Source organism: Stenotrophomonas sp. (genome assembly GCF_032061965.1).
Taxonomy (GTDB): Bacteria; Pseudomonadota; Gammaproteobacteria; order Xanthomonadales; family Xanthomonadaceae; genus Stenotrophomonas.
Map to the genome: position 1 here is coordinate 78,794 of NZ_DAMBEF010000007.1, position 22,370 is coordinate 101,163.

At 65.0% G+C, this 22,370-nt stretch carries 23 protein-coding genes; 7 read left to right on the plus strand and 16 right to left on the minus strand.

Annotated elements, in window-relative coordinates:
- Positions 1 to 31: 31 nt before the first annotated feature.
- The 14 genes from RT460_RS05560 to ccmA form a co-directional block, all read right to left on the minus strand.
- Positions 32 to 1,063 carry a tetratricopeptide repeat protein gene (locus RT460_RS05560; protein WP_313317650.1) on the minus strand — a complete coding sequence of 344 codons (1,032 nt, stop codon included), beginning with the start codon at positions 1,061 to 1,063 and terminating at the stop codon, positions 32 to 34.
- Positions 1,057 to 1,509 (minus strand): cytochrome c-type biogenesis protein, encoded by a 453-nt coding sequence (locus RT460_RS05565; protein ID WP_313317651.1) that lies wholly within the window; start codon positions 1,507 to 1,509, stop codon positions 1,057 to 1,059. The genes RT460_RS05560 and RT460_RS05565 overlap by 7 nt, the downstream gene beginning before the upstream one ends.
- A complete protein-coding gene (locus RT460_RS05570; protein ID WP_313317652.1) occupies positions 1,506 to 2,135 on the minus strand; it encodes a DsbE family thiol:disulfide interchange protein in 630 nt (209 codons plus the stop codon). Before RT460_RS05570 ends, RT460_RS05565 begins: the two co-directional genes overlap by 4 nt.
- A complete protein-coding gene (locus RT460_RS05575; protein ID WP_313317653.1) occupies positions 2,132 to 4,066 on the minus strand; it encodes a heme lyase CcmF/NrfE family subunit in 1,935 nt (644 codons plus the stop codon). The genes RT460_RS05570 and RT460_RS05575 overlap by 4 nt, the downstream gene beginning before the upstream one ends.
- Positions 4,067 to 4,534 carry a cytochrome c maturation protein CcmE gene (gene ccmE, locus RT460_RS05580; protein WP_313317654.1) on the minus strand — a complete coding sequence of 156 codons (468 nt, stop codon included), beginning with the start codon at positions 4,532 to 4,534 and terminating at the stop codon, positions 4,067 to 4,069.
- Positions 4,531 to 4,704: a heme exporter protein CcmD gene (gene ccmD, locus RT460_RS05585; RefSeq protein WP_313317655.1), complete on the minus strand. Its 174-nt coding sequence runs from the start codon at positions 4,702 to 4,704 to the stop codon at positions 4,531 to 4,533. Before ccmD ends, ccmE begins: the two co-directional genes overlap by 4 nt.
- Positions 4,701 to 5,453: a heme ABC transporter permease CcmC gene (ccmC, locus tag RT460_RS05590; protein ID WP_313317656.1), complete on the minus strand. Its 753-nt coding sequence runs from the start codon at positions 5,451 to 5,453 to the stop codon at positions 4,701 to 4,703. Before ccmC ends, ccmD begins: the two co-directional genes overlap by 4 nt.
- Positions 5,454 to 5,590: 137 nt before the next feature.
- On the minus strand, positions 5,591 to 6,043 hold the full coding sequence (azu, locus tag RT460_RS05595) for an azurin (protein WP_313317657.1): 453 nt from the start codon (positions 6,041 to 6,043) through the stop codon (positions 5,591 to 5,593).
- A gap of 68 nt (positions 6,044 to 6,111) precedes the next feature.
- The gene (locus tag RT460_RS05600) at positions 6,112 to 6,894 is read right to left on the minus strand and encodes a c-type cytochrome (RefSeq protein ID WP_313317658.1); all 783 of its coding nucleotides are present in this window, start codon (positions 6,892 to 6,894) and stop codon (positions 6,112 to 6,114) included.
- Entirely contained in the window at positions 6,891 to 9,422 is a 2,532-nt protein-coding gene (locus RT460_RS05605) for an MtrB/PioB family outer membrane beta-barrel protein (protein ID WP_313317660.1), read from the minus strand. The genes RT460_RS05600 and RT460_RS05605 overlap by 4 nt, the downstream gene beginning before the upstream one ends.
- 12 nt (positions 9,423 to 9,434) lie before the next feature.
- The gene (locus tag RT460_RS05610) at positions 9,435 to 10,478 is read right to left on the minus strand and encodes a DmsE family decaheme c-type cytochrome (protein WP_313317662.1); all 1,044 of its coding nucleotides are present in this window, start codon (positions 10,476 to 10,478) and stop codon (positions 9,435 to 9,437) included.
- Between the two features lie 129 nt (positions 10,479 to 10,607).
- The gene (locus tag RT460_RS05615) at positions 10,608 to 11,288 is read right to left on the minus strand and encodes a TetR/AcrR family transcriptional regulator (protein WP_313317663.1); all 681 of its coding nucleotides are present in this window, start codon (positions 11,286 to 11,288) and stop codon (positions 10,608 to 10,610) included.
- Positions 11,289 to 11,333: 45 nt separating this feature from the next.
- A complete protein-coding gene (ccmB, locus tag RT460_RS05620) occupies positions 11,334 to 12,029 on the minus strand; it encodes a heme exporter protein CcmB (protein ID WP_313317665.1) in 696 nt (231 codons plus the stop codon).
- Positions 12,026 to 12,682 (minus strand): heme ABC exporter ATP-binding protein CcmA, encoded by a 657-nt coding sequence (gene ccmA, locus RT460_RS05625; protein ID WP_313317666.1) that lies wholly within the window; start codon positions 12,680 to 12,682, stop codon positions 12,026 to 12,028. The genes ccmB and ccmA overlap by 4 nt, the downstream gene beginning before the upstream one ends.
- Positions 12,683 to 12,851: 169 nt before the next feature.
- On the opposite strand from ccmA, the gene RT460_RS05630 reads away from it, so the two are divergent.
- From RT460_RS05630 to RT460_RS05650, 5 genes are all read left to right on the plus strand, one after another.
- A complete protein-coding gene (locus tag RT460_RS05630; RefSeq protein WP_313317667.1) occupies positions 12,852 to 14,000 on the plus strand; it encodes a pyridoxal phosphate-dependent aminotransferase in 1,149 nt (382 codons plus the stop codon).
- A gap of 15 nt (positions 14,001 to 14,015) precedes the next feature.
- Positions 14,016 to 14,330 carry a hypothetical protein gene (locus RT460_RS05635; protein WP_313317668.1) on the plus strand — a complete coding sequence of 105 codons (315 nt, stop codon included), beginning with the start codon at positions 14,016 to 14,018 and terminating at the stop codon, positions 14,328 to 14,330.
- Positions 14,331 to 14,332: 2 nt separating this feature from the next.
- A complete protein-coding gene (locus tag RT460_RS05640) occupies positions 14,333 to 15,148 on the plus strand; it encodes an amidohydrolase (RefSeq protein ID WP_313317669.1) in 816 nt (271 codons plus the stop codon).
- Between the two features lie 91 nt (positions 15,149 to 15,239).
- Positions 15,240 to 15,674 carry a hypothetical protein gene (locus RT460_RS05645; RefSeq protein WP_313317670.1) on the plus strand — a complete coding sequence of 145 codons (435 nt, stop codon included), beginning with the start codon at positions 15,240 to 15,242 and terminating at the stop codon, positions 15,672 to 15,674.
- 208 nt (positions 15,675 to 15,882) lie between these two features.
- Positions 15,883 to 17,520 carry a family 43 glycosylhydrolase gene (locus RT460_RS05650; protein WP_313317671.1) on the plus strand — a complete coding sequence of 546 codons (1,638 nt, stop codon included), beginning with the start codon at positions 15,883 to 15,885 and terminating at the stop codon, positions 17,518 to 17,520.
- A gap of 35 nt (positions 17,521 to 17,555) precedes the next feature.
- Here the strand turns inward: RT460_RS05650 and RT460_RS05655 are convergent, their stop codons facing one another.
- On the minus strand, positions 17,556 to 17,933 hold the full coding sequence (locus RT460_RS05655; RefSeq protein ID WP_313317672.1) for a GFA family protein: 378 nt from the start codon (positions 17,931 to 17,933) through the stop codon (positions 17,556 to 17,558).
- A gap of 182 nt (positions 17,934 to 18,115) precedes the next feature.
- Between RT460_RS05655 and RT460_RS05660 the strand changes: the two genes are divergently transcribed.
- Complete coding sequence (locus RT460_RS05660; RefSeq protein ID WP_313317673.1) at positions 18,116 to 18,820, plus strand: hypothetical protein; 705 nt, start codon at positions 18,116 to 18,118, stop codon at positions 18,818 to 18,820.
- Between the two features lie 31 nt (positions 18,821 to 18,851).
- Here the strand turns inward: RT460_RS05660 and RT460_RS05665 are convergent, their stop codons facing one another.
- Entirely contained in the window at positions 18,852 to 20,120 is a 1,269-nt protein-coding gene (locus RT460_RS05665) for an amino acid permease (protein ID WP_313317674.1), read from the minus strand.
- A gap of 216 nt (positions 20,121 to 20,336) precedes the next feature.
- Here RT460_RS05665 and RT460_RS05670 point away from each other — a divergent pair, with 216 nt between their 5' ends.
- Positions 20,337 to 22,154, plus strand: coding sequence for a DUF885 family protein (locus tag RT460_RS05670; protein ID WP_313317675.1), 1,818 nt, complete (start codon positions 20,337 to 20,339; stop codon positions 22,152 to 22,154).
- The last annotated feature ends 216 nt before the right edge of the window (positions 22,155 to 22,370 follow it).

The window sequence follows — 22,370 nt, forward strand, 5'->3', positions numbered from 1 at the left end:
GTGCGTTGCTCGGCTTCCATGCCCCTGCGACTTACTGAGGGGGACCGATCAACAGCGTCAGTGGTGCGCTTGCCGGCAGCTTCACCTTGATAGGCGCGGACTCGACATCACCTTCGCCGCGCATGGCGGTGCCGCTGCTGGAGAGGCGGGCGAAGACTTCCACTTCCTGCAGGTCGGACAGCTTCTGCGTCGGCATCGGGCTGTCGCCGTCGTCCAGGGTCACGGTCAACGGGGTGGCCTGGGCGGGGTGGCGCTCCACTGCGACCGGCATTGGCGGGCCGCCCGGGATGCGAGCGATGACGAACAGGGTTTCCTTGCCCGAGGTTGCGCGTGCAGCCAAGGCCGGTGCAATCGTCACCGTGATCTGAATGCCCTTGCCCTCATTGGCAGCTGCGGCGCCGGCAGCGGCATCACGACCGTGCGCCGTTGTGGGGGTCTTGCCGCGGGCGATGTCGATCTGTTCCTGCAATGCGGTGGCCGCGGCCGGTTCCAACCGGCTCAGCAGGCTTTCCCAGGTCTGCGCCGCCTGCTCATCGTGGCCTTGTTGGCGCTGCACGATGCCGGACAGCCAGATGGCGCGTTCGTTGTCCGGTGCCACCTGGCGGGCGTGGGCCAGCCATTGGGTCGCGGTGTCGTCGAATAGAAGCTTGGGATTGGCCTGGGCACGCGTCTGTGCGGCTTCGACCAGCAGGTCGGCCTCGTCAGGTGCCAGCGCGACGGCACGCTGATAGGAGGCGGCGGCATCGGCGACCTTGCCGATTTCAAGTTGAGAGCGGGCCAGCAGCACCCAGCCATCCACGCGCTGCGGATTCTTGGCCAAGGCTTCCTGCAGTGCGCTGATACCTTGCTCGATGGTCTGTGGGCCTTCACTGGCCACCGGCTGCGGTTGCAGCGCAGCGGGCGTGCCCAACCATTGGTACAGGCCCAGCGTGGCGACCACGGCGATGGCCAGCAGGGTGCCCCAGATCCGCCGTTGGCCCGCGCGCCACAAAGGCCACAAGGCGATGCCGGTTGCGGCGGCGGCAAGCACGGCGGCGCCGATCAGGAAAACCCAGTTCACCATTCGCGTTCTTCCTGGCTGGCATCATCGGCTGCGGAGGCGGGGACGTTGCGGCCACGTCGGCGCACATGCACGACCAGCACGACAGCGCCAGCCAGCAACAACAATCCCGGGCCCAGCCAAAGCAGCAAGGTGCCGCCTTCCATCTGGGGCCGGTAAAGCACGAACTCGCCGTAGCGTTCGACCAGGAACTGCTTGATCTGGGCGTCGCTGCGGCCTTCGTGCATCAGCTTGAGTATTTCACCGCGCAGATCGTGGGCGATCTGGGCGTTGGAGTCGGCCAGCGACTGGTTCTGGCATTGCACGCAGCGCAGTTCGGCAGTCAGTGCGTGGAAGCGGGCTTCCTCGGCGCGATCACGGTACTGCAGTGGCGTCGGGTCGCCGGCCGGTTGCGCCAGGGCGGCAGTGGCCAGGCAAAGCCAGAGCAGGATGCCGCCCAGGTATCTCATCGCAGCGTGCCCAGGTCCGGTGCACCCTTGTGGCCGCCGTTGGCGGCTTCCACTTTCTCCAGCGCGGGGATGAGCTGTTCATCCATTACTTGCTGGGTAATGGCGCCGCTGTACTTCCAGCGCACGATGCCGGCGCCATCCACCAGGAAGGTTTCCGGGGCGGCTGCGATGCCCCAGTCCAGCGCGGTGCGGCCTTCCTGATCGGCCAGCACGATCATGTAGGGATTGCCCAGTTGTTCCAGCCAGCGCAAGGCCTCGCTGGGCTCGTCCTTCCAGTTGTAGCCGATCATGCGCACGCGCTTGGTTTCGGCGAAACGGGTGAGGATGGGGTGCTCGTCACGGCAGGTCGGGCACCAGCTGCCCCAGACGTTGAGCACATACGGTGCACCGCGCAGCTGCTTGCCAGTGACATGGACGCTGGGGTCGTGCAGCACCGGCAGCGAGAACGCCGGCGCCGGCTTGCCGATAAGTGCCGACGGCAGGCTGTCGCGATCCGGGCGGTCGGAACGGCTGACGCCGTACAGCATCAACCCCATCAGGCCGAGGAAGAACAGGGCGCCAAGGATGATGGCGATTGGCGGCAGCCGGTGCGGCTTGTTGGATTGCGGTTCTACAGGGGTATTCATCGGGACTTCTCGGGCAACCGGCGGAAGCGGCGGTCGACGGCGGTGATCAGGCCACCCAGGGCCATCAGCGCCGCGCCCAACCAGATCCAGCGGACAAAGGGTTTGATCTGTACACGCACGGCCCAAGAGCCGTCGCCCAGTGATTCTCCCAGCGCAACGTACACATCGCCACCCAGGGCCGGATGGATGCCGGCTTCGGTCATCGGTTGGCCGCCGCTGGCGTACATGCGTTTTTCGGGGTTCAGGCGTGCGACAAGTTGATCGCCGCGCAGCACCTTCAGGTGGCCGCGGTCGGAGTGGTAGTTGGGGCCATCGGTAGCGTCCACGCCTTCAAACACCAGTGTGTAGCCGCCGGCATCCACCGACTGGCCCGGCGCAAGCGCAACTTCGTGCTGCACATTCAGTGCCTCCACCAGCAGGGCGCCGACCAGGAATACGGCAATGCCGAGGTGGGCGACCAGCATGCCCCAGGTTTCGGCCTTGGGGCGGCCGCCGCCGCGCAGGCGGGTCCACAGGTAGTACAGCGTGCCGCCAGCCACCCAGGCTGCGCCGGCGATGCCCGCAGCGGTCTTGAACTTGCCCTGCGGCGCCAACCACCAGCCAATCACGCCAAGCACCACGGCGAAAGCCGCCCAAGGCAGCAGCAGCGTCAGCGGCCGCATGCCTTGCTCACGCTGCCAGCGGGTCAGCGGGCCGAACGGTAGCAGCAGGACCAACGGCGTCATCAACAGCAGGAACAAGGTGCCGAAGTAGGGCGGGCCTACCGATACCTTGCCCAGGTCCAGCGCATCGGCCAGCAGTGGGTACAAGGTGCCCAGCAGCACCATCGCGCAGGCACTGGCCAGCAGCAGGTTGTTGGCCAGCAGCAGGCCTTCGCGGGAATTGAGCGTGAACGCGCGGCGCGGGTCCTGCGCATCGCCGCCAATGCCGGGTGCGCGCAGGGTGTACAGCAGCAACGAGCCGCCCACCACCAGGCCCAGGAAAATCAGGATGAACAGCCCACGCGAAGGATCGGCGGCAAAGGAATGCACGCTGGTCAGCACGCCGGAGCGCACCAGGAAAGTACCCAGCAACGACAGCGCGAACGCTGCAATGGCCAGTAGCAAGGTCCAGCCGACAAACACGCCGCGTTTCTCGGTGGCAGCCTGTGAATGCAGCAGCGCTGCACCGACCAACCACGGCATGAAGCTGGCGTTCTCGACCGGGTCCCAGAACCACCAGCCGCCCCAGCCCAGTTCGTAGTAGGCCCACCAACTGCCCAGCGCGATGCCGACCGTCAGGAACGCCCAGGCAACATTGGTCCAGGGCCGGGTCCAGCGCAGCCAACGGACATCGATGCGCCCATCCAGCAGTGCGGCAATGGCGAAGGCGAACGGCACCGAGAAGCCGACATAGCCCAGATACAGCAGCGGCGGATGGATGATCAGCCCGGGGTCCTGCAGCAGCGGGTTGAGGTCGTGGCCTTCCACCGGGGCCGGCAGCAGCCGTGCAAACGGGTTGGAGGTGAACAGCAGGAAGGCGAGGAAACCGACGCTGATCATGCCCATCACCGCCAGCACGCGGGCGACGACGGGCTCGGGCAGCTGCCGCGAGAACTCGCTGACGGCGGCACTCCACAACGCCAGGACCAGCGTCCACAGCAGCAGCGAGCCTTCGTGCGCGCCCCATACCGCCGAATAGCGGTAGATCATCGGCAGTAGTGAGTTGGAGTTCTCGGCCACATAACGCAGCGAGAAATCCTGGCGGACGAAGGCGATGGTCAGTACCACGAAGGCACCCAATACCATGGTCAGCTGCAGCAGGGCGGTGGGCCTTGCGGTGGCCATCAGCGCAGGCAGCTGGCGTTGCGCACCGATCATTGGCAGGACGCTCTGCAGCAGGGCTGCCAGCAGCGCGAGGATCAGCAGTACCTGTCCGATTTCAGCGAGCACTCAGGGCGATTCCGTAGCAGGGGCGGCAGCCGGAACCTGATGCTTGGTATGGGCTTGGCCCATCTTGTCGGCCAGTTCCTTGGGCATGTAGGTCTCGTCATGTTTGGCCAGGACGTCTTCGGCGACAAACACGCCGTTGACCATGCGCCCGGTGGCGACCACGGCCTGACCTTCGCGGAACAGGTCCGGCAGGATGCGGTCGTAGGTGACGGGCAGTTCGGCGTCGCCGTCGGTGACGTCAAAACGTGCGAGCAATGCGCCGCTTTCACGCTTGAACGAGCCCTTGGCGACCATGCCACCAAGGCGGAAGCGCGCATCCGCAGCCACCTTGCCTGCCTTGACCTCGGCCGGCGTGTACAGATAGGCGATATTGCGTTGCAGGGCAGTGGCGACCAGGGCGACGGCAATGCCGGCCACGGCCAGTACCAGCAACACCAGCAGCAGACGGCGGCGTTGGGTGGGGCTCATCGGCTCAGTTCCTCGTCGGTAGGCGCGCTGTTGCTGCGCTTGCTACGAGCAACGCGGCCGCGCGCTTCGCGCAGCAGTTGGCGGATTTGCAGGCGCGGCACGATGAAATCCCACGCCAGCACCAGGAAGAACACCGCATAGGCCATGGCGACGTATTTGAAATAGCTCATGCCGATTTCTCCACGCGTTCGCGCACCCAGGCCTTGCCGACTTCGCGGCGGAGGTTGTCGGCGCGGGCGCGGGTCAGCAGCGAGCCGGCAAACCAGAACTTGGTGGCCAACACCATCAACCACAGCGGCAGGATCATGCTGCTGTCCATGCTGGACTCGCCAAACATGCGGATGGTCTGGCCCTGGTGCAGCGAGTTCCACCAGACCACGGAATAACGGATCACCGGCAACAGCACCACGCCGACAATTGCCAGCAGGCCGGCAGCACGGGCCGCGGCACGGCGGTCATCGATGGCGCCGTAAAGGCCCATGACGCCGAGGTACAGGAACAGCAGGATGAGTTCGGTGGTCAGGCGTGGGTCCCAATCCCACCAGGTGCCCCACATCGGCTTGCCCCAGATGCTGCCGGTGAGCAAGGTGATCAGGGTGAAGCCGGCGCCGATTGGCGCGCAGGCCATGGCCAGGATCTCGCACAGCTTGATCCGCCAGATCAAACCAATGGCACTGTAGAAGGCCATCAGGCCGAACACGAACAAACTCATCCAGGCCGAGGGCACATGGATGTAGAGGATGCGGAAACTGTCGCCTTGCTGGTAGTCGGCAGGGACCACCGCCAGCGCCTGCCACAGCCCGAAGGCAAACAGTGGCAGGGAGGCAAGATAGAACCACGGCGCCCAGCGTGCAGCAAAGCTGTCGAAGTAGGGCGGTGAGCCCAGCTTGTGAAACCAACCGACTAAAGCTTTGAACATCCGCACGCTCGCTGAGGAAGACGAAGGCCGGGCCGCAAGCGGCGGCCCGACCGGCTGGGTGCCGCTTGCGGCACCGTTGCTGTTTTCACACTAGCGCAAGATACCCCAAAACCGGGATACCGGCGGTGGCCAGGTGCTTACTTGAGGGTGACCGTGCCTTTCATCAGCGCCGAGTGGCCCGGGAAGCTGCAGAAGAACGACAACGGCGCACCGGCTGCCGTCAGGCTGGCCACCGGGATCGACACCGATGTGCTTTCGCCACCGCCAACCACCTTGCTGTGGCCCAGGATGCGGGTGTCGCCGGCCTTGAGGTAGTCCGCGGCCAGCCCGGCCTTGATGCCGTCGGCGTCGATTCCGGCCATGTCGGTGGTCTTGGCCACCACGACGTTGTGGCCCATCACGTTCTTGGCCATCTTTCCGGTGTGGCTGAGATTGATGGTGAAGTTGCTGCAGGTCCTGGGCACGTCGATGTTGGTGAGGTTGTACTTCATCGCATCGTTGCCTTCCAGGTTCACCGAACAGGTGTCCGAGGCGTAGGCGGAGGAGGCACCGCCAAGGGCGAGCAGGGCAAGGAAAATACGGGACTTCATGGGTAACTCCTCAAGCACAGGTTGCAATGCACGCCACGGCGTGGCGCGGGGGAAGGTCCAGCTCGGTTCTACTCTTTCAGCGATGACAGCCAGGTCGAGACCGCCTTGATGCTATCGGCATCCAGTTGCCGGCCAATGCCGTGCATGACCCGGCTGTTGGTGGATGCGTCGATGGTGTTGTCGTGGAACTGCTGCAGGCGTGCCTGCAGGTAGTCATTTTGTTGCCCGCGCAGCACCGGATAGGCGGCATAGGGGCTGCGCCCGCTGCGGTCCTTGAAGCTGGCCTGCGGGTTGCCGCGCGCATCTGCGCCATGGCAACCCTGACAGGGCGGGATGCCCTTGCTGACGTCACCGTCCATGTAGATGGCCTGGCCCTGGCTGAGCAAGGCCGGGTACGGGGGATCGGCAGGCGCGGCATCGGCAGGCGGCGGTGGGTGCGGCAGGCTGGCGTAATAGGCGGCCAGGTCGCGGATGTCCTGCTCTTCCAATGGCGCGGCCATCGGCGTCATCGGCGATTCGGGCATGCGGCCATCCTTGTAGGCGTGCAGAGCCCAATACAGATAGTCGGCCTTCTGCCCGGCCAGGTTCGGGAAGGCCGGCGTGATCGCGATGCCGTCGGCGCCATGGCAGGCGGAACAGACCTCGGACTTGCCCTTGCCCGCCTGTGCATCGCCAGCCGGGGCATGCGCGCGGCGCAGATCCAGTCGCGCCAACGGCTTTGTCGGGGCCGCCGGGGTTTCGGTGGGCGCTGCCGGAGGTGCTGGTGCGTCGGCGGCAGTGGGCGGTGCAGCCGGTGGGTCGGCCTGGCCGCCGGCGGCGGCCAGTGCGGCAATCAGCCAGAGCGCCTTCATAGGGCCACCTCGAACAACATGCCGACCAGGTTGACGTTGTAGCCGGAGGGACCGCCATCGGTATAAACACGATGGTCATAGATCAGCGTGTCCTCGAAGCCGAAGTAGTGCCAGTCGGATAGGCTGCCGCGTTCCCAGGTGTCGAATACGCGCAGGCGCATGCGGTCGTTGAGCGGCACGGTAAGGCCCGCCGTCAGCGAGGTTACCCGGTACTTCATCACCGGATAGGCGCCGGTCGCCTGCGTTGCATTGGCTGGCGTGGTCATCGCCGCGGGCGAGTTCATGCGGTAACGGGTGGTGCCGCGTGAGTAGGTCCAGTTCCAGGCCAGATCCAGCACGGCACGACCGAAGCGGCGGTTGAAGTTGACCCCGGCGTAGTGATTGCGCTGCGCATCATCCATCCACCAGCGGTTGGCGTCCGGGTAGGTGGGCCCGCCCAGGTCCGGGTCGCTGCCGGTACCGTCGTTGACGTTGGCAAACACCAAGGTCGAACGGTCGTAGCCATACCAGGCACTGGTGGTTGTTTCCGGGCTGGGCTGCCATTCCCACTGCAGGCTGCCGGAATAGGTGTCGAAGCGCTGCCGACCTATCTGCGCGTCATAGCGGTTGCGGTCGCCGCGCGCCGAGGCATAGATCGTCATGTCATGCGGCAGGATGAAGGTCGCCATCAGGTCCAGCTTCTGCTGGGTGCGCGAGGCGATGTCGTATTTGCGCAGGGCCGAAACCGTATGTGGGCTCAGCCCTCCGGCAGGCTCGACGAAGCCGGGCAGGGAGCTGGAGAAGGTGAATTCGTAAGGGTCGTAGTAATAGCGGCTGCCGCTGCGGTCCAGGTAGGAGTAGTTGGCACGGAAGGTCAGCCAATCCAGCGCACGGTTGTTCCAGCCGAACTTGAGCAGGCTGTCGCGGGTGGTGGCGACCTCGCGGTGGGCGCGCTCGATCGTGGTGTAGGTAAAGCTGGTCGACAAGGTGTTCTTGTTGTTGGCGCGGAAGTCGGCGCCGGTGGAAACCTCGCGGGTTTCCTTGTCCAGTGGCAGGTTGCGGATGCGGGTGAGCACCGAGGCGTTCGGGCCGCGATCCCACACGCCCATTTCGCCCGGCACTACGCTGCCCTGCGCACCATTTTCGGCGATGTAGCCGTACTGGTCGGTCAGCGGGTTGTAGGCCCAGTAGGTGCCGCTGTAGTCCTCGCGCAGATAGCGTGCGGTATTGCGCCAGGTGACGTCGTCGTTGGGCATCAGCACCAGCCTCGCATCCAGCTTCTGGTTGTTGATGGCCAGCCCCGCGCGTTTGCGTGACAACGCGTCGGTGGTATTCCAGTTGGCACAGTCGGCAATGAAGGGTGGTGCCAGTACCTGCCCAAACTGGCCCTGGCAATCCATCGGTGCCAGCAACTTGTCGTTCTGGCGCATGGTGGTGAGCGCCAGGTTTACCGAGAAGTCGCCATTCCACGACGGCAGCTTGCGGCCGAAGGTCGCACCCAGCCGGTGATAGTCGTTCTCCGGTTCGTAAGCGAACGAGCCCTGCGTGAGCGGCGGTGTGTAGGCGCCGGCCACCGAGTACAGGCCGTACGGCACCTGGTAGTCATACGAACTGTGCGCATTGCGGAAGAACGAGCCGGTGTAGCTGAAATCGCTGCGCCAGACATTGCCGACGAAACGGAAGCCGCCCATGAAATTGAGGGTGCTGTCGTCGATGGGGCGCGGGATTTCGTAGACGCCACCGTTGGCCGGGAACGGGTAGTTGAAGAAGAATGGGCCGCCGAACGGGCGCGCGCCCTTGCGCTCTTCATGAGTGAGGCTGGCATAGCCGGTCCAGCGCGGATTGAGCAGGTAGTTGATGCTCACCCCTTGCTTGTCGCGCACCACGCTCAAGGTGGTGAATGGCTGTGCAGCGGACACCGCGGCAACCTGTGCGGCACTGCTGCCGGCCGGGGTGAGCCCGTCCTTGAGGGTGAGGTGGTTGCTGCCGACGCCATCCCATATCGAGCGGGCATTGCCGCTGAGCACGTTCGGCGTGCTGCGCGCGAAGGCCTGCACCTTGTAGCGGCCGGCCTGGCCGAAGACTGCACGCAGGTATTGGTTGTCACGGCTGAGCCGGCTCATGCGCACATCGACGTAGCGCCCATCCTCGGCCCGCGCCAGACTGAAGTTGGCCTGCAGCACGACACCATCATCGGCATCGCGGAAACGACGCCAGTTGGTATTGCGCTCATCGCCACTGAGGTGGAGGTAGCCAAGCGCGACATTGCCCGAGTAGGTCCAGCCGTTGTCGCCGAAGGGCTTGGCCGTGGCCATCTGCGGCGCGCAGCCGTAGAGGAGGCCGGTCGGGGTGCGCTTGTTCTCCGCACTCAACCAGCTTTCGCCGTCCGGGTCACAGCCGTTCCAGCCGATGCGGCCGCTGGGGTCCAGCCAGTTGCCGAACTGCAGGTCGACGCCGCCGCCGCTGTCCTGCGCCTGCGCAAGACCTGCCAACAGCGCGAGGGACAACAGTGACCAGCGGCAGTTCCTTGAACGATTCCGTGTGCACATGTCGTTCTCCCTTTACTTGTGCAGACGTGGGCCGGAAGGATGGTTGGAGCCGTGTACCTGGGCGTGGCAGGTGATGCAGCCGCGGCCCATCAAGCGCTCATCGGCGGTCAGGCCGTTGCCCAGCGAGGTTTCGGTCTGCAGGTCGTTGGGGTGGCGGGTATGCGAGTGGCATTGCTGGCAGAGCATCGGGATTGGCGCGACCAGCAACGCGTGCTGGTTGGAGCCGTGTACCTGATGGCAGTTCAGGCAGCTTTCGCGCACCGGCGCATGCTCGAACAGGAACGGGCCGCGCTTCTCTGCGTGGCACTGGTAGCAGGTCTCGTTGACCGTATCGGTCTTGAGCAGGGTGGGATTGAGCGTGCCGTGCGGGTTGTGGCAATCGACGCAGCTGATGGCGCCCTCGGGTAGCGGCATGTGCGAGCGACGGTTGAATTGCTGGCGAATGTCCTTGTGGCAGGTGGCGCAGGTTTCACTCACCGATTGCTTGGCAGTCAGGCCTTCGGCAGAGAACTTGGTCATCGGGTTGTGGCAGTCGCTGCACGACAGGTCGTTGCGCTGATGGATCGACCCCAGCCATGCATCGCGCGGCCCACCGGAATGGCAGCCCAGGCAGCTTTCGGTCTGGTTGGCGACCGGCGTACCGCCATCGCGGGTGAAAGCGATGATCGAACCCTTCTGCGTCGGGTTGGCCGCATGCACCGAACCCGGGCCATGGCAGGCCTCGCAAGTGGCGGTATTGGGATTGGCAGCGAGCGCGACCTGCATGCCGGCGGCATGCGCGGTATGGGCAAAGTTGTCGTTCTCCTTGCTGTGGCACGCGGTGCAGACCTGCTGCCCGACCGACTTGGCGTCAGGATGGGCCTTGTTGCGCGCAGGAACGGCATCGGCGAAACCGGGCGGGGCGTCGAAACCGTGCCCGGATTGGGTGGAGGCGAACTGGGTTTCGGGCAGCTTGACCGCTTGCCCGGACGCGTCGGCCTTGATCGGCGCCAGCCAAGCGGCCGACGCCAACACCAGAGTTGCGACCAGCATCACAAACGCTAGGTAGAGCCGCACGTTCCCCTCCTTGAGTTGTCCCTGCCGATGGGTCGGTGACAACGGGTGCCGACAACGTAATGGCGATTACGTCACGATTCTGTGAGCGGCTTTGGGTACAGTGCAAGCTGCGGCGCAGCAAGCTCCGGTTCAGGTTCGCGGGCGCGTCCCGTTCAGGAAAAGTCTCACCGCAGAGCGTGCCTGTTCCTGAGCCAAGGGGACATCGTCAGGGCTCATGCGGCCATTGACAGAGCGCAGGATCACCCCGCCGATGACCAACATGTAGAAATGGCGCGCGGCCAGGTCGGGATTCTGGATGTCAAGCCGGCCGGCATCGTGTTCGCGCGCGAAATAACGGCTCAACAGGATCTCCATCGCGGTCACGCCATGGGCCTGGAACCAATCACGCAGCTCGGGCTGGCTCATGCCTTCGGCGATGACCACGCGGTGGCAGGCAATGCGTGCCGGCGACAGGATCTCTTCCACCATCTTCAGCGCGGCCTGCTCCAACGCCTGTTCGGCGGGCAGGGTTGAACTGGTCAGCTCGTCCAGGCTGCGCCCGAACTGACTGATGCTGCGTTCCATCAGCGCATGGACCAGGCCGACCTTGTCGCCGAACGCGCGGTACAAGGTGGCCATGGAACCGCCGGCGAGCTTGACGATGTCCGACAGGCGCGCGGCCTGGTAGCCCTTCTCGTTGAAGATGACGGTGGCGGCTTCCAGAAATTTTTCCGCGCGAAGTTCGCCACGACGCTGCAGTTCTACTGCGGGCCGAGGGGGCAGCGAGGGCAGGCCGGTGGTCGCGCAATCTGGATAGTGCCGGTTTGGCATGGGCTGACAGAGCAAAGGTGTGAAGCCGCCGTCAAGAATAGCGCGTTATGAGTTGGCAATGCGGATGGCAAGTGCAGCCGCCAGCGGTGCCAGCAGCGCCGACACCACCAGCCCGGCAGCAAGCATCAGCAGTGCCCCGCTCGGATCCAGGCCCTGCGCCGAGGCGGCCACCGCGCCGGCGCCGAACACCAGCACCGGGACGTAGAGCGGCAACACCAGCAGCGCCAGCAGGATGCCGGCCCGGCGCATGCCTACCGTAAGCGCCGCAACCACCGCACCCAGCAGGCTGAGCAAGGGCGTGCCCAGTGCCAGTGATGCGATCAAAATCGGTAATTGGGCGCGTGGCAGGTGCATCAGCTCGGCCAGCAGCGGGCTGACCAGTACCAAGGGGAAGGCAGTGGTCAGCCAATGCGTGAACACCCGCACCGCGACCAGCCACGCCAGCGGCACCGGCGACAGCAGCCATTGCTCCAGCGAGCCATCCTCGGCATCACTGCGAAACAGGCTGTCCAACGACAGCAGGCCAGCCAGCAGCACCGCCAACCACAACACGGCCGAGGCCACGCTCTGCAGCAGTCGGGGTTCGCCGCCCAGCGCCAGGGCGAACAATGCCACCACCAGCAGGGCGAACAGGATGGGTTGCGCGGCATCGCCACGGCGTCGCCACAGCAGCCTCAGGTCACGTGCCAGCAGGGCGCGCGCGGCACTGGCCAGGGTCGGTTGTGGACCGGGCAGGCTCATGCGCTTTCCTCTTGATCGTTGCCACCGAGGGTGAGCAGGCGATTGCGTACCGGTGGCGCGGAGTAGGCGCCATGGGTGGTGACCAGCGCGGCACCGCCACTGCGCAGGTGCGCCGAGATCATCCGGTTGACCAGGTTGATGCCTTCCAGGTCGAGATTGGCGTAGGGCTCGTCCAGTAGCCAGACCGGTGCCGGCGACAGCCATACCCGGGCCAGCGACAGGCGCTTCTTCTGTCCGGCCGAGAGCTGCCGAACCGGCGTTTCCTCATAGCCGGCCAGGCCGACGATGGCCAGCGCGTTGCCGGGCATCTGGCGCGCACGGCGGCCCTGCAGCCCGCACAGGAAGTGCAGGTTCTCCAGGGTGCCCAGGTCCTGCTTGAGGGCAGTCAGGTGGCTCAGGTAGGCGATATAGCGCGACCGCTCAGTGCGGCTGGCCGGGCGGCCATCGATCTCGATCTGTCCCTGGTCGGGCGCCAGCAGGCCGGCCAGCACGCGCAGCAAGGTGGTCTTGCCGGCCCCGTTGCTGCCTTGCACCAGCAGTGCCTCACCCGCGTCGACATGCAGGTCCAGCGGGCCGAACACCGGGTCATCGTTGCGGCTGAAACGCAGACCTTGGGCGGCAAGCAGTGGCGGGGCGTTGGTGGAGTCAATCATCGATCGGGCGCTTCCGTCCATGGAGGAGGGCACAGCCGGGCAGGCGCCCGGAGGGGGCGCATTATAGACCCGGCACCACAGTGTCCTGCAGGCAAGGTGGGCGTAGTGGGGCCGAAACCGGCGGCTTTGCGTAAACTCGGGACTTTCCTCCCCCGGCGCGTACGTAACGATGCAACCGCAGACCAAGTTGCCCAAGGTGGGCACCACCATTTTCACCGTGATGTCGCAGCTGGCCGCCGAGCACGGTGCCGTCAACCTGGGCCAGGGCTTCCCGGATTTCCCGGCACCGCAGCGGCTGATCGATGAAACCGCCAAGGCCATGCGCGAGGGCTTGAACCAGTACGCGCCGATGACCGGTGTGGCGCCGTTGCGCCAGGCCATCGCGCAGAAGGCGCTGGATTGCTATGGCGCGCAGGTGGACCCGGACAGCGAGATCACCGTGACTTCCGGTGGTACCGAAGCCATCTTCAACGCCATCCATGCGGTGGTGCGCGCGGGCGAGGAAGTGATCGTGCTCGACCCGGCCTACGACTGCTACGAGCCGGCCATCGACCTGGCCGGCGCGCGTGCGGTGCATGTGGCGCTGGACCCGCAGACCTTTGCCGTGGACTGGGACAAGGTGCGTGCCGCCATCACCCCGAAGACCCGCATGCTGATGGTCAATACGCCGCATAACCCGTCCGGCGCGATGCTGTCCGCCGCCGACATGCAGGCCCTGATCGAGGTGCTGCGTGGCACCGACATCTACCTGATCTCCGATGAGGTGTACGAGCACATCGTGTATGACGGCGCCCGCCACGAATCGGCGCTGCGTTACCCCGAGTTGCGCGAACGTGCCTTTGTCATCTCCAGCTTCGGCAAGACCTACCACTGCACCGGCTGGAAGATCGGCTATGCCATCGCGCCGCCCGCGCTGACCGCCGAGTTCCGCAAGGTCCACCAATACAACACCTTCACCACCTACAGCCCGGCCCAGTACGGCTTCGCAGCGATGATCCGTGACGAGCCCGAGCACCATCTGGAACTGGGGGCGTTCTACCAGGGCAAGCGCGACCGCTTCCGCGAACAGCTGCTGACCACGCGCTTGAAGCCCTTGCCGGTCCCCGGCGGTTATTTCCAGTTGGTGGACTATTCGGCCATCAGCGACCTGCCGGACCACGAGTTCGTGAAGTGGCTGACGATTGAAAAGGGCGTCACCGCGATCCCGCTGTCGCCGTTCTACGAAACGCCGCCGGCCGGGCAGCGCTTGGTGCGGCTGTGCTTCGCCAAGAACGATGCGACGCTTGATGCGGCGATACAGCGCCTGCAGGCGCTCTGATACAGGACGGTTCGGGTGCAGGCCGGTTCGTTGTTGATGCTGCTCAGCGGCGGCCTGTTGCTGCTGGCGGGCGTACTGAACGTGTTTCTGTTCTTTTCAGTCGTGCAGGATGGCTTGCGCGAACGGCGGGTGTCGGTGGACGAGGGGCATCTGGCCCTGCGTGGCGCGTTCAGCCGCTATACGCGTATCTACCTGGCCTTGCTGACCGCCGAAGAGCGACGCCTGCCGCGTAATCGCTGGGTGGCTGGCCTTCAATGGCTGCTACCCGTATTGGGCGTGTTGCTGGCAGCGAGCGTGATTTTCAATTTTTGGCACACGGGACACCAATGACCATGCAAGACCTTCGTATCTCCCTCGTGCAAGGCAACACCCGTTGGCACGACCCGGCCGGCAATCGCGACTATTACGCCGCGCTGCTGGCACCGTTGGCCGGCCACACCGATCTGGTGATCCTGCCGGAGACCTTCACCAGTGGCTTCTCCAATGACGCCATCGACCATGCCGAGGACATGACCGGGCCGACCGTGGCGTGGATCCAGGCGCAGGCGCGCGCGCTGGGTGCAGCGGTCACCGGCAGCGTGCAGTTGCGCGTTGATGGCAAGGTCTACAACCGGCTGTTGTGGGCTACCCCGGAGGGCGAGCTGCAGTACTACGACAAGCGCCACCTGTTCCGCTATGGCGGCGAGCACAAGCGCTACGCCGCCGGCAACGAGCGCCTGTGCGTGGAGTGGAAGGGCTGGCGGATCAATCCGCAGGTCTGTTACGACCTGCGCTTCCCGGTGTTCTGTCGCAACCGCTATGACGTGGAGCGGGCAGGACAGCTGGACTTCGATCTGCAGATCTTCGTGGCCAACTGGCCCTCGGCGCGGGCGCATGCCTGGCGCACCCTGGCCCGCGCCCGTGCCATCGAAAACCTGTGCTTCGTGGCGGTGGTCAATCGCATCGGCGTGGACGGCAACAACCTCCACTACAGTGGCGACAGCGCGGTGATCGACTTCCTGGGGCAGGCCCAGGTGGAGATCCGGGAGCAGGAGCAGGTGGTGACCAGCACCATTTCCGCCCAGGCGCTGGCCGCGCATCGCGAGCGCTTCCCGGCCATGCTCGACGCTGATGTGTTTGAGCTTGCGGGGCCGGTAGTCGCTCGCTGAACGCTGCCCCCCATTGCGGCGGGCCGGTCGCGATGGCGCGGCCGGGCGCTGCTAGGCTCGGCGCTGGCGACAATACGCTGGAGGAAAACCGATGAAGAAGATGATGACAGTGATGCTGCTGCTGGCGATGGGCGCTGCTGCGCCGGCGGCACAGGCAGCCGGCAATATCGATTGCGAGCTGCGCTACAACCTGTCCGGTTGGTCTGCGTTCTACAAGACTGCTTCCGGCACCGGCACCATCACTTGCGACAATGGCACCAGCTTTCCGGTCACGATCAGCGCCAAGGGTGGTGGCCTGACCGTCGGGCGCACCACGATCACCGATGGCCGTGGCAAGTTCAGTGGGGCCTATTCGGTGAATGATTTGCTGGGTACCTACGCCGCAGCGGAAGTGCACGCCAGTGCTTCGCGCGCGAACGATGCCCAGGCCATGACCAAGGGTGATGTCTCGTTGGCGCTGGCCGGCACCGGTCATGGCTGGAGCCTGGGCGTGGGGTTCGGCAAGTTCGTCATCGAGCGACGCTGATCCCCGCTCGCCCCCTCCCGGTTTGCGGTAGGGGGCGAGCCGGCTCAACGAAAAATTTCAACGGTAACTTTTCAGCCTGCACGCGGTGATTGGGCAGCGCATCACAGCTGCCACCGTGCCGCGCGGCGGTGTGTCTGACAGCCGCTACACTCGCTTGGTTACGACTACCGCACGGCGGCAGTCATCCACCCATCGAGAGCCGCGCCGCATGCCAGATACGTCACGCAGGGACCTGTTCAAAGCCATCGCCGCCGGCGCCTTGGTCGCGCCGCTATCGACGTTGGCGCAACCTGCGGTGACCACCGCAATCGCCAAGCAAGACCTGCCAATGCAGCGCTGGGGACATGGCCCCGAGGGCCAGCGCATCGCCGACCTTGGCGATGGCACCTACCTCAACCCCATCGTCGCCGGGGACCATCCCGATCCCAGCATCCTCAAGGATGGCGACGATTACTACATGACGTTCTCGTCGTTCTATTCGTATCCGGGCCTGGTGATCTGGCACTCGACCGACCTGGTCAACTGGGCGCCGATCGGGCCGGCGCTGCACAAGACGCTGGGTGATATCTGGGCGGTGGATCTGTGCAAGCACGGTGACCGCTATTTCATCTACCTGCCGGCCAATCCCACGGGCAACGGGTGGTCGATCTTCGTCATCTGGGCCGATGATATCGCCGGGCCGTGGAGCGAGCCGGTCGATCTGGAGATTGAAGGCTGCATCGATCCGGGCCATGTCGTCGGTGAGGACGGCAAGCGCTATCTGTTCGTCAACGGCATTCGTCGTGTGCGGCTGCGTGATGACGGGCTGGCCACCGATGGCTCGCTTGAGCCGGCGTACAGTCCGTGGCGCTACCCGGACGACTGGGTCACCGAGAACTTTGCACCGGAAGGCCCCAAGCTGTTGCGCCACGGTGACTGGTTCTATCTGGTGACTGCCGTGGGTGGCACTGCCGGTCCAGTCACCGGTCACATGGTGATCGCTGCGCGCTCGCGCTCCATCCATGGCCCCTGGGAGCACTGCCCGCACAATCCACTGGTGCGCACGCAGTCCGAGGCCGAGCCCTGGTGGTCGCGTGGCCACGCCACCTTGGTGGAGGGTCCGGCCGGCGATTGGTGGATGGTCTACCACGCCTATGAGAACGGATTTCGCACCTTGGGACGGCAGACGCTGCTGGAGCCAATCGAGTGGACCGATGACGGCTGGTTCCGCGCGCTGGGTGGTGACCTTTCGCGGCCAATGCCGAAGCCCGCCGGAGGCAGGAAGAGCGCAGCGGGCTTTGCGCTCTCCGACGACTTCAGCAAGGACCGTTTCGGTACCCAATGGGCCTTCCACAACCCGGGCCCGAACGAGCGTCAACGTGCGCGCTACGGTGAGCGTCGCCTGCACCTGCAGGCCAGCGGCACCTCGCCGGTCGACAGTTCACCGCTGACCTGCGGCGTGCCTGATCGTTGCTATGAGGTGGAGGTGACGTTGGAGCCAGCACCGGGGGCGGAGGCTGGCCTGCTGCTGTACTACAACAACAAAGCCTTTGTCGGCGTCGGCTTCAGCGCCGACACCATCAAGAACTTCCAGTACGCCGAGGAACTGGTCTGGGCACGTGCGCCGCGCAAGCCCGGGCCGATCCGGATAAGGCTGAGCAATGTCGGGAATGTCGTGACTTTCCATTACTCGCACGACGGCGGACGCAGTTGGCAGCTACATCAGACACGGATGGAAGTATCCGGGCTGCACCACAATGTATTTGGCGGCTTCCTGAGTTTGAAGCTGGGTATCTACTGCGCAGGAACGGGTGAAACGGCGATCCGTGATTTCCAGTACCGCAGTCTCCAGGCAAGGCAGGCATGAGTAAAAGAGCGCCGGTGACCGCTTAGTAGTGGCGGTCACCGGGTTTCGCGGTCGCGGGAATACTCTACCGTTGCCGTGAAGGATGGCAGCCAGGCCTCGCGCCTGATTACCCAGCATTCGTAGCTGGGAATCAGTTGATCGGGGGCATCCAGGCAGCCCAGATGCACTTCTATTTCATCGGCGCACACGGCGAACACCGATGAGCCACACGTCGGACAGAAGTGGCGATTGTTGTAGTGCTGCGTCTGGCCCGTTACCGATACAGCCGCCTGCTCGAACATGGCCGCTGCATAGAACAGTGCACCGTGGTGCTTGCGGCAGTCCAGGCAGTGGCAGATCCCCACGCGACGGGGTTGACCCACGGCCTGCAAGCGCACGCTGCCGCAAAGGCAGCCTCCCGTGAATACCTGCATGGCGTCCTCCTGGCAGTGGCCGTGCAATGGATGGGACATGTGATACCAGAGTCGAAGAACCACAGTGCGAAGATGTGGCATCGTGGAACCGGCTATACCGCATTGCATCCCTTGCAGCAGTCCCACCCCTGCCGGCGTCACCAGATGCCCCAACCATGGAGTCGGCCCAGGCCGGAACGCCAATGAATCCTCGCAAGATCGCTGTTGTTGCGGGCAGCCTGTCCGCGTTGCTGGCGTTGACGCCGCAATCCGCAAAGGCACAGCAAGCAGCCGAGCCCAAGCGACCCTCTCTCGAAGCATTGCAGGGCATCATCCTTGACCGGGCGCCGCAGACCAACGTCGCCGTGGTCGACCACGAGCGCATCAGTGCCAAGCGTATCGATATCGTTGGAGATGACGGCACCATCCGCATGACGCTGGCTGGCAATACCCCGGCGCCGATCATCGATGGCCTGCAGTACAAGCGAGCATTCGATGTCGCCGGCATGATCCTGTACGACGCCAAAGGTAGCGAGCGAGGCGGTTTTGGCGTGGCCGACATGCCATCAGGCACCACGGCGGTGCTGGCGCTGGATCACCCCGCGATGGATGCCGCCGGCTGGCGCGTTTCAGCAGATGGTTCGGTGATGTTCGTCATCAACCAGGCCCCACCGTTGATCCGGGACCCGGGCCTGGGGGATCGTCTGGTGCCAGGCGTGCAGACACCGACCCGGATCAAGCTCAGTGTCGCCGCCGACGGCACGCCCGCGGTATCCCTTGCAGACGCGGGCGATCAGCCGCGCGTGCGCATGACAGTCACCGCCGAAGGCTATGGCGCCATCGAATTTCTGGATGCCAGCGGCAAGGTGGTGCATGTGCTGGCGCCCGAGCGTGACCAGAAACGCTGAGCCCTCGCAGACTGTCCCGGATAGTGTTGGCTCAGCGCCGCCGCAACCAGAAGTAGATCGGCAAGCCCGCCACGATCAGGGCGGCGCCCCACAGCAGCGCTTCGCTGCCGATGCCGACGATGGCATACAGGCTGAAGATCAAGGCACCCGCCGCCGCGGTGCGCGAGGCGGTGCCGGTGCCACGCCACACCCACGCAGCTGCGCCGGCCAGATAGGGCAGCAGGGTGGCGGCGGTGGACAGCAGTACCGAGAACTTGAACAGATCCACCAGCGAACGGTTGTAGTTGCAGATCACCAGCACGGTGGCGAGCAGGCAGCTGATGATCACGCCAAACACCGGGGCGCCGCGCTTGTTTTCACGGGTGAAGGCGCGCGGCAGCACACCGTCACGTGCGGCCGCCATCGGCAACTGAGCCGACAGCAGGGTCCAGCCATTGAGGGCGCCGATGCAGGAGATCGCCATCACCACGGCCAGCAGCATGCCGGCGGTAGGTCCCCATAGCGCGGCGGCAGCGTCGGCCATCGGCGCGCTGGACTTGGCCAGCACGTCGGCCGGCAGCAGGCCCAGCACGGTGGTGCAGGCCAGTACCGTGGCGATGCCGGCAATGGCGGTGCCGGCAACGGTAGCGCGGGCGACGGTGCGTGGTGCGTCATCCACCGAATCGGCAGGCACGGTGGCCGCCTCCAGGCCGATCATCGCCCACAGCGTCAGGGCCACGGTGGCGCCAGCGACGCTGGCCAGGGACTCGCCGGAAGGGTTGAAGGGCACGTAGTGGCTGGTATCCACCAGCCACAAGGCCACCAGGCCGAACATCAATAGCGGTACCACCTTCAGCACGGTGGTGAGCAACTGCAGGCGCCCGGCTTCACGCACACCTATCAGGTTGACGCCGGCACAGGCCCACAACGCAACAAGACCACAGGACGCCGCACGCACCGGGGTAGCGGTCAAGTCGGGAAATATCGCGCCAATGCTGCCGGCAAAGGCCACCGCGATGGCGGCAATCGCGCACCACATCGATATCCAGTAACTCCAGGCCACCATGAAGCCGGGGAGCTCGCCAAACGCATTGCGGGCGAAGACATACGGGCCACCGGTCTGCGGCCAGCGCTTGGCCAGCTGGGCAAAGGTGATCGCCAGCAGCAGGGCGCCGCACAGGGTGATGCCCCAGCCGATCAGGGTGGCGGCGCCATAGGGGGCGAGGGTGGCGGGCAGCAGGAAGGTGCCTGAGCCGATCATGCTGCCCACAACCAGGGCGGTAGCGGACCAGAAGCCCAGTGGGCGACGCGAAGTAGTCATAAATACTGCAGTAACGGCAAGTGCCAGGCCGGGCGATGGTCGCGGCGGGCAGGCAGGAAAGTGGGGCAGGCGCGGTGCGGCTGCAGATCGGGGCGGATTATGACGGTTTGCCGGCCTGATCGCGACGTTGACGGATGCGGGAATGACCTTTGGCCCTTCCGGTCGCAGGTGGTTGCGCTGACGCTGGCGGCCTTGTTCCCCTGGTTGGAATCCCCGATGACTATTCGTCCGCTGGCATTTGCCGTCTCCCTTTCGCTGGCTACCGTATTGGCCGCCTGTTCCCCGTCCTCGCAACCGGCAGCCGGCGACAGCGCCGCGCAGGCGCCGCAGACCGACAAGGCCGCGCAGCTGAACCAGCTGTATGCCGACTATTGGGAAGGCGTGCTCAAGCTGAACCCGCTGCAGGCAACCTTCCAGGGTGACAACCGCTACAACGACCAGTTGCCGGATTTCGGCTCGGCTGAGTTCCGCAAGCAGAGCCATGACTTCACCCAGGAATGGCTGGGCAAGGCCGAGAAGATCGGCGATGCCGGCCTGGCCGGGCAGGACCTGCTCAGCTACCGCATCTTCGTCGAGGAGCAGAAGCAGTCGCTGGAGGGTGAGAAGTTCCCCGGCTGGATGATGCCGGTCAACCAGATGGGCTCCACCGTCAGCTATGCGGTGATGCTGGGCTCAGGCCAGGTGGCGCAGCCGTTCAAGACGGTCAAGGATTACGACAACTGGCTGGCACGTGCCGTGCGCATCCCGGTGCTGCTGGAAACCGAAAACGCCAACATGCGCGAAGGCATGAAGGCCGGCGTGGTGCAGCCGCGCGTGCTGATGGAAAAGGTGGTGCCGCAGTTCGACGAGATCATCACCGCCAAGGCCGAGGACAGCCAGTTCTGGGGGCCGATCAAGCTGCTGCCGGCAGACTTCTCGCAAGCCGACAAGGACCGCCTGACCGAGGCATTCCGCAGCGTGATCAACGACAAGCTGATGCCGGCCATCAAGCAGCAGCGTGATTTCATTGCCAACGAGTATCTGCCCGCAACGCGCGACACCGTCGGTCTGGACGCGTTGCCCGACGGCAAGGCCTGGTACGCCTTCAACGCCAAGCAGAGCACCACCACCGCGCAGACCCCGGAGCAGATCCACGAGATCGGCCTGAAGGAGGTGGAGCGCATCCACGGCGAAATCCAGAAAGTGATGACCGAGGTGGGCTTCAAGGGCTCACTGCAGGACTTCTTCAAGTTCATGCAGAACGACAAGCAGTTCGAATTCAAGTCCGAGCCGGCGCTGCTGGAGCATTACCGCGGGCTGGAAGCCAAGATCAATGCCAATGTGCCCAAGCTGTTCTCGCTGACCCCGAAGGCGGGCTTCGAGATCCGCCCGATCGAGGCGTTCCGCGCCAAGTCGGCCGCCGGCGGCGAGTACATGCAGCCCAGCGAAGACGGCACCCGACCGGGCATCTTCTACGTGAACACCTATGACCTGCCGACGCGCAAGACCTGGGACGCTGAAGATCTGTTCCTGCACGAAGCCATTCCGGGCCACCACTTCCAGCTGGCCCTGCAGCAGGAGTTGAAGGGCGTGCCTGCGTTCCGTCGCTTCGGTGGCGAAACCGCCTTCATCGAAGGCTGGGGCCTGTATGCCGAAAGCCTGGGCAAGGACCTGGGCGTCTACACCGATCCGTACAGCTACTTCGGCCGCCTGCAGGGTGAGCTGTGGCGCGCGGTGCGTCTGGTGGTGGACACCGGCCTGCATTCCAAGGGCTGGACCCGCCAGCAGGTGCTGGACTACATGTTCACCAACTCCTCGGTGAGTGAGCCCGATGCCATTGCCGAAGCCGAGCGTTACATCGCCTGGCCGGGCCAGGCGCTGGCTTACAAGACCGGCGAGCTGAAGATCCAGGAACTGCGCAAGCGCGCGCAGGACAAGCTGGGCGCCAAGTTCGACATCCGCGAGTTCCATGCCGAAGTGCTGAAGGACGGCTCGGTGCCGCTGGACGTACTGGACGAGAAGCTCGACGCCTGGATCGCCGAAAAGTCCAAGTAACCGCCCCAGCTACCGGTAGTGCCGAGCCATGCTCGGCAGGGCCTTTCCCGGCAATCCCTCAGCTGTAGTGCCGAGCCATGCTCGGCAGGGGCATTACCGCAAAAGGCGAACCCCTCCCCAACCCTCCCCTTGGCCGTTGGCCAAAGGGAGGGAGCAGGAGCGTAGTGCCGAGCCATGCTCGGCAGGGGCATTACCGCAAAAGGCGAACCCCTCCCC

Bases quoted from the DNA above. Each gene is read 5' to 3' on its own strand.
- RT460_RS05560 (WP_313317650.1), bottom strand. From the start codon at position 1,063: ATGGTGAACTGGGTTTTCCTGATCGGCGCCGCCGTGCTTGCCGCCGCC.
- RT460_RS05565 (WP_313317651.1), bottom strand. From the start codon at position 1,509: ATGAGATACCTGGGCGGCATCCTGCTCTGGCTTTGCCTGGCCACTGCC.
- RT460_RS05570 (WP_313317652.1), bottom strand. From the start codon at position 2,135: ATGAATACCCCTGTAGAACCGCAATCCAACAAGCCGCACCGGCTGCCG.
- ccmE (WP_313317654.1), bottom strand. From the start codon at position 4,534: ATGAGCCCCACCCAACGCCGCCGTCTGCTGCTGGTGTTGCTGGTACTG.
- ccmD (WP_313317655.1), bottom strand. From the start codon at position 4,704: ATGAGCTATTTCAAATACGTCGCCATGGCCTATGCGGTGTTCTTCCTG.
- ccmC (WP_313317656.1), bottom strand. From the start codon at position 5,453: ATGTTCAAAGCTTTAGTCGGTTGGTTTCACAAGCTGGGCTCACCGCCC.
- azu (WP_313317657.1), bottom strand. From the start codon at position 6,043: ATGAAGTCCCGTATTTTCCTTGCCCTGCTCGCCCTTGGCGGTGCCTCC.
- RT460_RS05600 (WP_313317658.1), bottom strand. From the start codon at position 6,894: ATGAAGGCGCTCTGGCTGATTGCCGCACTGGCCGCCGCCGGCGGCCAG.
- RT460_RS05605 (WP_313317660.1), bottom strand. From the start codon at position 9,422: ATGTGCACACGGAATCGTTCAAGGAACTGCCGCTGGTCACTGTTGTCC.
- RT460_RS05615 (WP_313317663.1), bottom strand. From the start codon at position 11,288: ATGCCAAACCGGCACTATCCAGATTGCGCGACCACCGGCCTGCCCTCG.
- ccmB (WP_313317665.1), bottom strand. From the start codon at position 12,029: ATGAGCCTGCCCGGTCCACAACCGACCCTGGCCAGTGCCGCGCGCGCC.
- ccmA (WP_313317666.1), bottom strand. From the start codon at position 12,682: ATGATTGACTCCACCAACGCCCCGCCACTGCTTGCCGCCCAAGGTCTG.
- RT460_RS05630 (WP_313317667.1), top strand. From the start codon at position 12,852: ATGCAACCGCAGACCAAGTTGCCCAAGGTGGGCACCACCATTTTCACC.
- RT460_RS05640 (WP_313317669.1), top strand. From the start codon at position 14,333: ATGCAAGACCTTCGTATCTCCCTCGTGCAAGGCAACACCCGTTGGCAC.
- RT460_RS05645 (WP_313317670.1), top strand. From the start codon at position 15,240: ATGAAGAAGATGATGACAGTGATGCTGCTGCTGGCGATGGGCGCTGCT.
- RT460_RS05650 (WP_313317671.1), top strand. From the start codon at position 15,883: ATGCCAGATACGTCACGCAGGGACCTGTTCAAAGCCATCGCCGCCGGC.
- RT460_RS05655 (WP_313317672.1), bottom strand. From the start codon at position 17,933: ATGCAGGTATTCACGGGAGGCTGCCTTTGCGGCAGCGTGCGCTTGCAG.
- RT460_RS05660 (WP_313317673.1), top strand. From the start codon at position 18,116: ATGAATCCTCGCAAGATCGCTGTTGTTGCGGGCAGCCTGTCCGCGTTG.
- RT460_RS05665 (WP_313317674.1), bottom strand. From the start codon at position 20,120: ATGACTACTTCGCGTCGCCCACTGGGCTTCTGGTCCGCTACCGCCCTG.
- RT460_RS05670 (WP_313317675.1), top strand. From the start codon at position 20,337: ATGACTATTCGTCCGCTGGCATTTGCCGTCTCCCTTTCGCTGGCTACC.